Source organism: Pseudarthrobacter kochi, from assembly GCF_055412805.1.
The window spans coordinates 1-12103 of sequence record NZ_JBVAYV010000065.1 but is presented as its reverse complement, the minus strand read 5'-3'; the positions used below and the strand labels follow the sequence as shown (position 1 = coordinate 12103).

Annotated in this window: 13 protein-coding genes; 11 read left to right on the top strand and 2 right to left on the bottom strand. The window is 63.3% G+C overall.

Annotated elements, in window-relative coordinates:
• Nucleotides 1–157: 157 nt before the first annotated feature.
• On the top strand, nucleotides 158–1267 hold the full coding sequence (locus ACZY0Y_RS18660; protein ID WP_463959722.1) for a DUF262 domain-containing protein: 1110 nt from the start codon (nucleotides 158–160) through the stop codon (nucleotides 1265–1267).
• Nucleotides 1264–2202, top strand: a complete 939-nt coding sequence (locus tag ACZY0Y_RS18655; protein ID WP_463959720.1) for a hypothetical protein — start codon at nucleotides 1264–1266, stop codon at nucleotides 2200–2202. Before ACZY0Y_RS18660 ends, ACZY0Y_RS18655 begins: the two co-directional genes overlap by 4 nt.
• Nucleotides 2203–2335: 133 nt before the next feature.
• Here the strand turns inward: ACZY0Y_RS18655 and ACZY0Y_RS18650 are convergent, their stop codons facing one another.
• Both ACZY0Y_RS18650 and ACZY0Y_RS18645 read right to left on the bottom strand, forming a co-directional pair.
• Nucleotides 2336–2608: a hypothetical protein gene (locus ACZY0Y_RS18650; RefSeq protein WP_463959718.1), complete on the bottom strand. Its 273-nt coding sequence runs from the start codon at nucleotides 2606–2608 to the stop codon at nucleotides 2336–2338.
• A gap of 167 nt (nucleotides 2609–2775) precedes the next feature.
• Nucleotides 2776–3093 carry a hypothetical protein gene (locus tag ACZY0Y_RS18645; protein WP_463959717.1) on the bottom strand — a complete coding sequence of 106 codons (318 nt, stop codon included), beginning with the start codon at nucleotides 3091–3093 and terminating at the stop codon, nucleotides 2776–2778.
• A gap of 285 nt (nucleotides 3094–3378) precedes the next feature.
• On the opposite strand from ACZY0Y_RS18645, the gene ACZY0Y_RS18640 reads away from it, so the two are divergent.
• From ACZY0Y_RS18640 to ACZY0Y_RS18600, 9 genes are all read left to right on the top strand, one after another.
• A complete protein-coding gene (locus ACZY0Y_RS18640) occupies nucleotides 3379–4401 on the top strand; it encodes a LacI family DNA-binding transcriptional regulator (protein WP_463959715.1) in 1023 nt (340 codons plus the stop codon).
• A 136-nt stretch (nucleotides 4402–4537) separates the two neighbouring features.
• A complete protein-coding gene (locus ACZY0Y_RS18635; protein WP_463959713.1) occupies nucleotides 4538–5857 on the top strand; it encodes an ABC transporter substrate-binding protein in 1320 nt (439 codons plus the stop codon).
• 94 nt (nucleotides 5858–5951) lie between these two features.
• Nucleotides 5952–7028: a carbohydrate ABC transporter permease gene (locus ACZY0Y_RS18630; RefSeq protein ID WP_463959711.1), complete on the top strand. Its 1077-nt coding sequence runs from the start codon at nucleotides 5952–5954 to the stop codon at nucleotides 7026–7028.
• Complete coding sequence (locus tag ACZY0Y_RS18625; RefSeq protein WP_463959709.1) at nucleotides 7025–7945, top strand: carbohydrate ABC transporter permease; 921 nt, start codon at nucleotides 7025–7027, stop codon at nucleotides 7943–7945. The genes ACZY0Y_RS18630 and ACZY0Y_RS18625 overlap by 4 nt, the downstream gene beginning before the upstream one ends.
• Nucleotides 7942–9552 (top strand): alpha-amylase family glycosyl hydrolase, encoded by a 1611-nt coding sequence (locus ACZY0Y_RS18620; RefSeq protein WP_463959708.1) that lies wholly within the window; start codon nucleotides 7942–7944, stop codon nucleotides 9550–9552. Before ACZY0Y_RS18625 ends, ACZY0Y_RS18620 begins: the two co-directional genes overlap by 4 nt.
• 239 nt (nucleotides 9553–9791) lie before the next feature.
• Entirely contained in the window at nucleotides 9792–10454 is a 663-nt protein-coding gene (locus ACZY0Y_RS18615) for a dTMP kinase (protein WP_463959706.1), read from the top strand.
• 35 nt (nucleotides 10455–10489) lie between these two features.
• A complete protein-coding gene (locus ACZY0Y_RS18610) occupies nucleotides 10490–10753 on the top strand; it encodes a pentapeptide repeat-containing protein (protein WP_463959704.1) in 264 nt (87 codons plus the stop codon).
• A 109-nt stretch (nucleotides 10754–10862) separates the two neighbouring features.
• Complete coding sequence (locus tag ACZY0Y_RS18605; protein ID WP_463885222.1) at nucleotides 10863–11381, top strand: hypothetical protein; 519 nt, start codon at nucleotides 10863–10865, stop codon at nucleotides 11379–11381.
• A gap of 138 nt (nucleotides 11382–11519) precedes the next feature.
• Nucleotides 11520–12103, top strand: a 584-nt coding sequence (locus ACZY0Y_RS18600) for a glycerophosphodiester phosphodiesterase family protein (RefSeq protein ID WP_463959702.1), incomplete at its 3' end; no start/stop codon positions are given.

Genomic DNA, 12103 nt, shown 5'->3' with positions numbered 1-12103 from the left:
GATACCGGAACCCGGACAACTACAAATCGCGTATCCTCTTGAGAAGTGCAGCCCGGATGGCAGCATGAGCAATCATCTCAGCAGACCATTCCCCGGGAACCTTGAAGAGCCAGATTGTGCCAACATTCACTGCGCGCGATGAGAGCTGGGAGAAGACTTGTCTAAACAGAAACAGGAAGCCGAAATGATTGAGGCTTTCGAGGAAGCTCAAGAAAAACTGGTCGTACAGTCAAGTGACTTTTCGCTTTCAGTGGTCAAACAAATGGTTGATAGCGAAACCCTCGACCTAGCTCCGCAATATCAACGTCGCGGCCGATGGTCAATAGAAAAAAAATCACAGCTTATTGAGTCATTTATTATGAACGTACCAGTTCCTCCAATTTATCTAGCTGAAGAAAAGTATGGTATCTATTCGGTCATAGATGGCAAGCAGCGACTAACGGCAATTGTTGACTTTTTATCACAAGAATTTAAACTTCGGGGCTTAGAACGATTTACACAGTTGAACGGACGAAGCTTCGATGAGCTTCCCGACTCGATCAAGCGTGCACTGCAGGTGCGCCCATACCTTCGCTTCATAACGCTGTTGAAGCAAAGTGATCCCGAGTTGAAATACGAAGTGTTCACGCGGCTAAACCGCGGCGGAGAAACATTATCGGATCAAGAGGTCCGGAATGCTGCCTTTCGAGGACCACTCAACGATGCAATCTACAATATGGCAGAAACAGAATTCCTCCGCGATAGACTCAAAATCACCAATGAGCATAGCATTCCATACGCGCGAATGCTTGATGCCGAGTACGTTCTGAGATTTTTTGTTTTCGCCAATCACTGGAAATCATTTAGCGGAAACATAAGTTCGGCAATGGATGAATTCATGCGACAAAACCAATATTCATCTTCTGCAGATATTGCGCGTCTTCGCAGCGATTTCGAACGAGCGCTTCTTGGCTGCAAAGCTATTTGGGGTGACAGAGCGTTTCAACGCCCGGTAGGAAACGGGTCCTGGCGGGAGCAGACCATCGCTGGCATATTTGATGCTCAAATGGTGGCCGTGCACAACTTAAATGATTCAGGAATCAAGCGCCTCTCATCTCAACGAGTCAAGATTCAAGAGGCAACGCACTCACTGTTCGTTGGTTTCCCTCAATCCGCTTCTGATGCGGCCCTGTTTGAGGATTCCGTTAGAACGGCGACGAACACACCGAGCAAGGTCAGATTTCGCATCTCAAGGATGTCTAGCTTTCTCGAAACTTTTCTTCCATGAACCGGTCCCCTACCCGGCAACAATTTATTGATCGAATTAACGCAATCGATCAAGCGATTGAACAACAGATTAATCTATCTACCCAGCTGCCAATTTTAAATATCGCCGTGACGCCATCGGGCGTTATCTGCAATGGACTCATGGTGGTTGCCTACGCCACATTTGAAGACTTTATCAGCGCTCGGTCTACTGAACTAATCAGCACAATTAATCCCCAGCAGGTTTCGCTTGCGGACCTTCCCAAACGGCTACGCAGAGAGATGTCCGTGGGGGCCTTCACAAATTTTGCAAGCAAGCTTCGTTATCTCTCAAAGACTACCGAGGAGGACATGCTCGTTGATAGAGTTGCCATAGAATCCCATGTCTTAGGAACTCAGACGTCGCCAGCATATATGTTCTCCGCCTATACTTTCTCTCCAGCGGGGACCAACTTAAATGTGACCGACATAAGCAACTTTCTTCGAACTGTATGTGTGGCAGATGCATGGAATGCTATATCTGACTTGAGTCAACGGATGGGATTTGGAGTTCCCGGACTCCAAGAGGCCATCAAACGTGACGGAGAACTCCGAAACAAGGCGGCACACGATCCGAGTTTTTCAATGACACTTCCAGATTTGCGAAACACCCTGCAACGCTTGCGTGCAGTTGCTGCCGCATTTGAAACAGTTTTCAATTCAGCTCTAGCCCACGTCGAAAATGAGTCTTGTGCCGAGAAATGCAAGAATGGCTACCTGGCAACGCGAACTAAGATTCTACGCATAGAGGAGCGTCGAGGTGGCTTCGGCATTTATCTGGAGGGATCTGATCGGGCCAAGAAGCGGTGCAGCTCTGTGGGCGAAGCACTGACAGAGGCACGCATTCTGTTGTCAGGTCGACAGGGGGTCGTTATGTTGCACGACAAACAAGGCCGGCCAGTTGATTGGAACCTCTAGAACATTATCGAGTCGGCGACCGGCGTTAGGCAGCCGCTCCGCTCACTCCTCTGTTGCCAACATCGATGTCACGGTTAACCACGATATCGGGCCCCGATTCCGCGGGTGATGAGTGTCCGAACCACTACGTTCATCACTCCCAGCGTAATGGCGTGTTGTCCAGATGGGATAGCAGGTAGGCACAGATGATGCGCCGATCACCGGGTCCACGAGGTGGGACACCAGATCGTGGACCTGGCCCGGCGCTGGCGAAGGCACCGAGGTCGATGAACGACACCGGCTTGGTCTCAACCACGATCGCGATCAGAACAACGATGTCGGTGATGACCACTTTCGCCACCGGGATATGGAACTCCTGGCTCAGCCAGCAATAGACCACTTCGAGCAGTACAGAGTCGTGGCCCATCGCAAACGTCGGACGGCGTCGATTGTCTGGGTGCTTCGATGGTTTCCTCGGTATGCGTGGCGAAGGAGGCGAACTCCAGAATCGAGTGCATGCAAAAGGGCGCGCCCCGCCAAGGCCGGACGCGCCCTGCTTGGGCTCTGACCCGCAGAGCCTTCGCATCTCCTACTTCAGTCGACGAGCACCGGCTCCTTGGCATTCTCCGAAGACTCAACAACGGGCAAAACGTTCCCCGGGCGGCGGTGCAGCCAGTTCGCCACCGCCAGAAGCGCCACGAGTGCGAACGTGCTCACGAGCTGGGGGCGGGAATCCTGGCCGATGCAGCCCACCGTGAAAATCGTCGCGAGGATGAGGAGACCCATGCCCGTGAGCCACGGGAATTCGGGCATCCGCAGGTGAAGCTCCGTTCCTTGGCGGTCGGCGCGAAGCCACACCGCGAGTTGGGCCAGCAGCGCGGACGTCCACACCAGCAGCCACGTCGAGCCCATAATGTTTTACTGCACGTAGCACCTGCCCAGAATTGTCTCCGCAGAATGCGATAAAGGTGAGCCGTAGATTCGACAGTACACGCACTCCAACTGGTGGGCCGCTGCAAGCCTAAGCCGCAGTGCCAAACGTGCCTCGACGGCCGTGGATATTCGACCCGAGTCCCCGTTTACGAAACAGTCACGCCTCCGGCACATCTCCGCTTAGTGTTGGTGCAGCAGATCACGAAACCGTTTACGTAAACCGTTTACGTAACACGGTCCGGACCGCACCAGGCAGGAGGAACAGTGGTCACCATCCGCGATGTCGCGAAGCACGCCGGCGTCTCCCCGGCCACCGTTTCCCGTGTTGTCAACGGGCTGGTGGGCTACTCGGACGAGACCCGGGAACGCGTCGAAACCGCGGTCAAGAGCCTCAGCTACGAAACGGACTACCTCGCCCGGGGCCTCAAGACCCGGCAGACCTCCGTGATCGGGCTCCTCGCCCCGATGGTTTCCGATGCCCTGGCCTCCCAGGTCATGCAGGGCGTGGAGGAGGAAGCCCAGGAACGCGGGTACGCCGTGATGCTCGGCCGCACCGGCGCCAAATCCGCCTTCATCGCCGGCTACCTCCGCACGCTGCGCACCTACCGGGCCGCCGGCGTTATCCTCATCTCCGCGGTGATCACGCCGGAGACCAGGCAGCTGCTGGGGCCCAACGTCCCCATCATCTCCGTCGCCATCAGCGACAAGTCGGGCTCCCCCAGCGTGGCGATCGACGACGAGCAGGCAGCCTACGATGCGACCCGTCACCTGCTGCGGCTCGGCCACCGGCGGATCGGGCTGCTGACCGGCGACCCGTCGTCGGTCCACGTCGCCCAGCCCCGGAAGCGCGGCTACCTCCGCGCCATGACGGAAGCCAACTGCACCCCGGTCACCGCGACCGGCAGCTTCTTCTACGCAAGCGGCGCGCCCGGCGTCGACGACCTCCTGCAGCAGGACCCCGGGCTCACCGCGGTCTTCGCGATGAGCGACGAGATGGGCGCCGCCGTCGTCAATGAACTGCAGCGCCGCGGACTCCGGGTGCCGGAGGACATCTCCGTCCTGGGCTTCGACGGCACCTCCACGTCCCTGCACGTGAACCCGCCGCTGAGCACCATGGCCCAGCCACTCGAGGACATGGGGCGGATGGCCGTGAAAAAGCTGCTCCGCTCCCGCGACCTGGGGCCAAAAATCATGCCGCACCGGCTGATCGAGCGCGGCTCCACCGCCCCGCCGAATCTTGCCCCACCCGGTTCAGCCCCGCCCGGCCCCCAAGAACCCGCCAGCTAACCCCAACAGACCACCACTCCACCGGCGGCAGCCGGCACTCCCCCGTGCCACAAACCGGCCAGCCGCCGCAGTTCCGCCTGCACCAAACCACCCGCACCACCCACCTCGCACCACCCCAGATCACAAGGAGCAACACATGAGGCAGCGCCGCCGCACCTGGCAGAATCTTCTCGCCACCACCGCATCCCTGACCGTCGCCGCCGTCGCCCTCACCGGCTGCGGCGGGACCGCCACGGACGCGAAGAGCACCCCGAAGGCCGCCGCCGCGACCTTCGAGGGCAAGGGCCCCATCAACTACGTCTCCAACCGCGACGCCTCCGGTGCCGCGAATAAGAGCATCGAGGAATGGAACGCCGCCCACCCGGAGGAGAAGGTCACGTTCATCGAACTGCCGGACTCCGCGGACCAGCAGCGCCAGCAGCTCATCCAGAACGCACAGATCAAGTCGGACACCTTCAGCGTGCTGAACCTGGACGTCGTCTGGACCTCCGAGTTCGCCGCGAACAAGTGGATCCTGCCGCTGCCCGCGGACGCCGTCCCCACGGACAAGATGATCCCCGCCACGGTCAACGCCGCGACGTACCGGGACTCCCTGGTCGGCGCCCCGTACTACACCGACGGCGCGCTGTTCTACTTCCGCTCCGACCTGCTCAAGGCCGCCGGCATCGCCGCCCCGCCGAAGACCTGGGATGAGATGAAGACCGCCTGCAAGGCGATCCTGGCGCTCCCGGAAGCGGCCGGCATGTCCTGCTACACCGGCCAGTTCGACAAGAACGAGGCCCTCACGGTCAATTTCTCCGAGGCCGTGGCCTCCGCCGGCGGCTCGATCGTCGACGCCGACGGCAAGCCCACCGTCAACACCCCCGAGGCCAAGGAGGGCCTGAACCTGCTGGTGAACGGCTTCAAGGACGGAATGTTCCCCTCCGACGCCATCACCTACCTCGAGGAGCAGGGCCGCCGCGCGTTCCAGGAGGGCAAGCTCGTCTTTATGCGCAACTGGCCCTTCCTGCACGCCTCCCTGAGCGCCACCGACGGCTCCAGCCAGGTGGCCGGCAAGTTCGACATCACCTCCATCCCCGGCACTGACGGCCCCGGCGTTTCCACCCTGGGTGGCCGCAGCCTCGCCATCTCCCCGTTCACCCCGAACAAGGCCACGGCACTGGAGTTCGTCAAGTTCTTCACCAGCGAGGAGCAGGCCCAGAAGCGCCTGGCACTGTCCTCCCGCGCCCCGGTTTACGCCTCCCTGTTCGAGGACCCGGCCGTCGTCGCCAAGCGCCCGTTCTTCCCCACCCTGCTGACCTCGCTGAACAACGCCCAGCCGCGCCCCAAGGTGGTCCAGTACGGCGCCACCACCAAGGCGATCCAGGAAGAGGCCTACGCGGCCATCACCGGAGCCAAGGACACGGACACGGCCCTGAACGACATGCAGGCCAAGCTCACCGAGCTGACCAAATAATCCAGCAGTAACCCAGCAGTCCAGACCACATGCCTGGCCGGCCGGTTCACCCCGGCCGGCCAGGCACGCTGCAACTCCAGTTAGGTACCAAAGCATGACGACGACGACCGCCCCGCCCGCCGGCGCGCAGACCGGCACGCCCCAACCGGGCAGCCCGCGCAAACGCGGCAACCGCTCCCCCGGTGAAGGCCGCATGGCCGCGATGCTGCTCTCCCCCACCCTCCTGGTGCTGGCCCTGGTGATCGTGTACCCGCTGCTCTCCGCGGTGCACCAGTCCCTGTTCCGCGCCGAATCCGGGCTGGACGCGGACGGCTTCGTCTCCGATGTCGAGTCCTTCGTGGGCCTGGCCAACTACGCCGACCTCTTCGTCGGCGAATCCGGCCGGCGCTTCCTCAACGCCTTCGCCAACACCACCTTCTTCACCGTCACCACTGTGTTCCTCGAGACCGTCCTGGGCCTCTGCCTGGCCCTGGCCATGAACCGCGCCTTCCGCGGCCGGTCCTTCCTGCGCGCCAGCATCCTGGTCCCGTGGGCCGTGCCCACCGCCGTCTCCGGCCTGCTGTGGCGCTGGATCTTCCAGTCCGACGGCATCGCCAACACCCTGCTCGGCAGCGAAATCCTCTGGACCGCCGAAGGCAACGCCTCCAAGCTCGCCGTCATCATCGCCGAGGTCTGGAAGACCGCCCCGTTCATCGGCCTGCTGGTCCTCGCCGGTATGCAGGTCATCCCCGGCGAGGTCTACGAAGCCGCCCGGATCGACGGCGCCGGCTGGTGGCGCCAGCTCGGCTCCATCACCCTCCCGCTGGTCAAGCCCACCCTGCTGGTCGCCGTGCTGTTCCGCATGCTCGACGCGCTGCGCATGTTCGATCTGCCCTTCGTGCTGATCGGCCCGGGCAAGGAGTCCGTGGAAACCCTCTCGATGCTCGCCTGGGACGAATCCAACCAGCTGCGCTACGGCTCCGCCTCCGCGTTCGCCGTCATGCTCTTCCTGTACGTCGCGGTCGTCGCGATCGTCTTCGTGAAGGTCCTCGGCGCCGACGTCACCGGCGCCAAGGAACTGAAGCTGCTGTCGAAGAAAACCGCCCGGAAGAACCGCCTCACGGCAAACCAGACTCCGGCGACCGCTGAACAAGCGAACCCTGACCAGAAGAAGGACGAGGCCACTCGATGACCATCTCCGATCTCCGCAACGCCGCGACCGACTCCGGCGCCGCCGCCGGCTCCTCGAACGGCACAGCGCCGCCGTCGAACCGGCCCAAAGCCAAGCGCACCTGGCGCTCCTACAGCGTCTACGCCGGCCTGGCGCTGATCTTCGCCTACTGTCTGGCCCCGTTCTACTGGATGCTGGTCTCCAGCCTCCGCCGCACCGCGGACATCTTCGACAACACCCTGCTTCCGGCCCCGTTCTCGCTGGAGAACTACACCAAGGTGTTCGACGGCTCCACCATGTTCGGCCAGGCACTGCTCAACTCCCTGATCGTCGCCGGCACCACCACCACGTTCGCGCTGGTCCTGGGCGTGTTCGCCGCCTACGCCATCTCCCGGCTTAACTTCCGCTTCAAGTCGGTGATCCTCGGCGTCATCATCGCGACGTCGATGTTCCCCGGCATCTCCGTCGTGGTGCCGCTGCTGCGGCTCTTCACGGACATCGGCTGGATCAACACCTACCAGGCCATGATCGTGCCCAACCTGTCCTTCGCGATCCCACTGGCGGTCTGGAACCTCACCACGTTTATGAAGGCCCTGCCATTCGACCTCGAGGAAGCCGCCATGATCGACGGCTGCACCAAGTGGCAGGCGTTCCGCCGGGTCCTGCTGCCGCTCGCCGCGCCTGGCGTCTTCACCACCGCGATCCTGACGTTCATCCACAGCTGGAACGAGTTCATCATCGCGCTGTCGATGATCAACGGCCCGAAGATCCAGACCGCCACGGTCGCGATCTCCAAGTTCACCGGCGCCACCGAGTTCCAGGCGCCCTTCGGCGAGCAGATGGCCGCGGGCGTGATCGTCACCGTACCGCTCGTGATCATGGTGCTGATCTTCCAGCGGCGGATCGTCGAGGGCCTCACCGCGGGCGCCAGCAAATGAGCCCTGTCAAGGACACCAGCTTCACGCCCGACGTGAACTGGTGGCAGTCCGCCGTCATCTACCAGGTCTACCCGCGCTCCTTCGCCGACGGCGACGGCGACGGCGTGGGCGACCTCGCCGGGCTCACCGCCCGGCTGCCCTACATCGCATCGCTCGGCGTCGACGGCATCTGGATGACCCCGTTCCAGCCCTCCCCGCAGGTGGACCAGGGCTACGACGTGTCCGACTACTGCGGCGTGGACCCGCTGTTCGGCACCATGGAACAGTTCGATATGTTGCTGGCTAAGGCGCACGCGCTGGGCCTGCGGGTCCTGCTCGACGTCGTCCCCAACCACTGCTCCTCGGAGCACCCGCTGTTCCAGGCTGCTTTGGCTTCCGGTCCGGGCTCGCCGGAACGGGACATGTTCCACTTTGTTGCAGGGCGCGACGCGAACACGCCGCCGAACAACTGGCAGAGCGTCTTCGGCGGCCGTGCGTGGAGCCGCGCCACCCCGAGCTCGGCGACGGACACGGACTGGTACCTGCACCTCTTCTCCCCCGAACAGCCCGACTGGAACTGGCGCAACCCGGCCGTCGGCGACTACTTCGACGGTGTGCTGCGCTTCTGGTTCGACAAGGGCGTGGACGGCCTCCGGATCGACGTCGCGCATGCCCTGTTCAAGGCCGACGGCCTGCCGGACTCGCCCTCCACCGAGGCTGTGGTGGACGGGCTGCGCTCCAACCCGCGGGTCTCGGACCAGGAGGAAGTCCATGAGGTTTACCGCCGCTGGCGCACCCTAGCCGAGAAGTACGAGCCGCACCGCCTGCTGGTGGGCGAGGTCAACCTGGAGCCGGCCCGCGCGGCCCGCTACACCCGGGCCGATGAAATGCAGCAGGCGTTCGCGTTCGCGTTCGTGAAACTCGGCTGGGACCCGGAAGCCTGGGCCGCCGTCGGCAACGACCTCGAAGCGGCGCGCCTACTCCACGGAGCCACCCCGACGTGGGCGCTGGAGAACCACGACATCGTCCGGTCCGTCACCCGGTTTGGCGGCGGCGAGCTCGGTGCCGTCCGGGCCCGCGCCGCGCTGGTGGCCCTGCTGGGGCTGCCCGGCCCGGCGTACATCTACCAGGGCCAGGAGCTCGGGCTGCCCGAGGTCGACGTGCCGGTGGAGGCCCGGGTGGATCCGATGTGGGCCCGCGGCGGTGTCTGCCGCGACGGCGCCCGCGTGCCGCTGCCGTGGACCCAGGACGCGGCGTTGAGCCATGGCTTCTCCCTTGCCGACCCTGCTCCAGAGCCGTGGCTGCCCCAGCCCGCGGACTGGGGCATGCACGCGATCGAACGCCAGCAGCAGGACCCAGAGTCGTCGCTGGCGCTGGTCACCAAGGCGCTGGAGCTGCGCCGCCAGCTATGGGCACAAGGCGCCTTCACCGCGGACGACGGCGGCATCTGGCGGGTCGAGGCCGGGAACCTGCTGGTCTGCGAACGCAACGAGCACTTCCTGGTCGCCGTCGCGATGGGCGACGACTCCGTCCAGGTCCCCTCGGGAACCGTGCTGCTCAGCGCGGCGCCGCTCGTCGAGGACGGCTGGCTGCAGCCGAACAACGCAGTCTGGATTTCGAAAGGCTGAAGTGTTGCGGGGCTGACGAAACCGACTGCGTGCGCTGGCCCCTCCTCGAAGCCGGGTCAGCTCGCGGCTCTTTCCTCAGTAGGTGAACCGTGCTTCACTAGTTACATACGGAGGGGAGTATCCCCACATCCGGCCCGTCGTCAATACGAGAGTCCCAGCGCTCTCCGGCGGGCTGGGCCGATTATCTCGGCCGGGAGAGACCTCCAGTTGGTTTACTAACTGACTGGAAGCAGGTTCTCATGAACGTTCCCCTCGTCGCCAACCGCACCGCATCATTCCAGTGCCCGGGCCCGTCACGACGACAACGAGCCATGATCATTGTTCTTGCCGGCATTGACGGTGCAGGCAAATCCACGGCCGGGAGGCTGCTGGCCCGACGGCTCGTTGAGTCCGGGCGCCCTGCGATCGTCACGATGAACCCCTGCGGGCGAAGCAGAATGATCGCATGGTGTAATCGTCTGGGCCTCCAGCTTCCGACCGGCGTGCTGGACGCAGTAGAAACGAGCATCCGCTGCGGCAACGTCCTGGTTTCCCATCTGCGTGCCAGGTATTTCTCCGGATTCGTGCTCATGGACCGGTACCTCTACTGCCAGCTGGCGCTCAAGAGCGTTAAAGGCCTGAGCCCGGGACGAGTACTGCCGTGGCTGCTGCGGCTCCTGCCCACCCCGGACATCGTGTTCTACTTCGATGTGCCGGCTGATACTGCCCACACCAGAATCATCAAGCGAGCCACCGACGCCGAGGACCTCGAGGATCTCAAGGCCTTCGATGAGGGCTACCGGGAGCTCGTCCACTTCCCCTCCTTTGTCATAACCGACGCCAGGTCTTCCCCAGAGAGGATCGTTGAGGACATCTGGCAGGAGCTCGCCTTGCTTGGACGGGTGCCTCAGTTCCGAGGTTAATGCGCGACTGACGCAGCCGTGGCAAAGTTGCCGGCATGCCAGCATTCGATCAGTCCGATGACCTTCAGGGCGCGACCTTCACCGACGTGAACCTACGCGGCGCCCGGTTCGTCCGGTCGGACCTGTCCGGCGCGATGATGCGTGCGGTCGACGCGGCAGGGGCGGATATCGATGCGCCGTGGCTGGTCGACAGCGGAAATGTCCTGCACGTCAACGGCGTCGACGTCGTGCCCTTCGTGGACCGCTACGTCATCCGCCACCTGGAGGCGATCGAGGCAGGGCTCGGCCCTCAAAGCTGACGGAATCGGCCGCGCTGGTGAAGTGGTGCAGTGGTGGGGTCCGCACGGCTTCGTCATCCCGGCAGTAGAGGCGCCGTCGACCGTCCGGGCTGCGGCTTAGGCTGGTCACATGCCTCCGACTCCGTCACCAGCCCCAATCGAGGTGTTCGTGCACACCGGCCCCGCCGAGTGGTGGCAGATTCTTGCCGCTCTAGGGCCGCTGGCGGTGCTCCTCGGTGCCCTGCTCGCGGGCGTCATCGGCTGGCGGACCCTGAGGCAGAAAACCGAAGCGGACAACCGCGGGGAATGGTGGAAGCGGACCCAGTGGGCGTTGGACGAGGTCTACTCGGGGGACAAGAAGCGCGGCACAATCGGGCTGAAAGTCCTCAAAGTCCTGAGTGAAAGCGAATTGGCCGGCGACGGAGAGCTCGCCGTCCTGGAAGCCGCATCGGAGCGGCCGCTCGACCGGGGGGCCCAGGCCCGCACAGCCCGGGCAACGGCCGAAGCAGAAGAAGTCTTCGACGACGACCGCGCCATGCAGATTGCAGCAGCCCAGCTTCGGGAAGTCACGGACAGCCGGTTGGGCAAGGTGACCTCCGAGTGGGTAAAGGCCCTCGCCCAAGAACAGCCCCCCAGCCACACCACCTGAGTGCTGCAGGCCGGGCGCGCCGACGAACTGTTCACCCGCGGGTCCAGTCCCCCGCACACGGCAGTCCATCTCGCCTCCGTAGGGTTGTCGAGTCCCCGGCGCAGCGCCGGCCACCGTCACCCAGGAGGAACCATCACCATGCGCACCATCCTGACTGCCGCGGCCACCGCCGCGCTTATCGCCTCTTTGGCGGGCCCCGCCGTCGCCGCTTCACACGCCGAAGCCGGCTCGGCGCCGTCGTCGAACGCCGCCGGAACGGCTGCCGAAAAGGCAACAACCAGCATCAAGACCAACGAGAGGAACGGTTCCTTCGACCTCCAGTCCCACCGGGGAGGCCGCGGCGAGTGGACCGAGGAATCCCTGGCCGCCTTCGCCAACTCGCTGAAGCTGGGCGTGACCACCCTGGAACTGGACACCCACCTGACCTCCGACGGCAAGACCATCGTCTGGCACGACGACACCATCCAGGCCGACAAGTGCGTGGACACCGCGCCGGCCACGCCGGTCGACTCCGCCTTCCCGTATGTCGGCGACCGGGTGGCCGAGCTGTCCCTCGCCCAGATCAAGACCCTGGACTGCGGCTTCATCCAGTTGAAGGGGTACCCGGAGCTGGACGTGATCGAGGGCAACCGGATCGCTGAGCTCAAGGATGTGTTCCAGCTGGTCCGCGACGCCGACGCCAAGAAGGTCCGATTCAACATCGAGACCAAGGTGGAGGACGG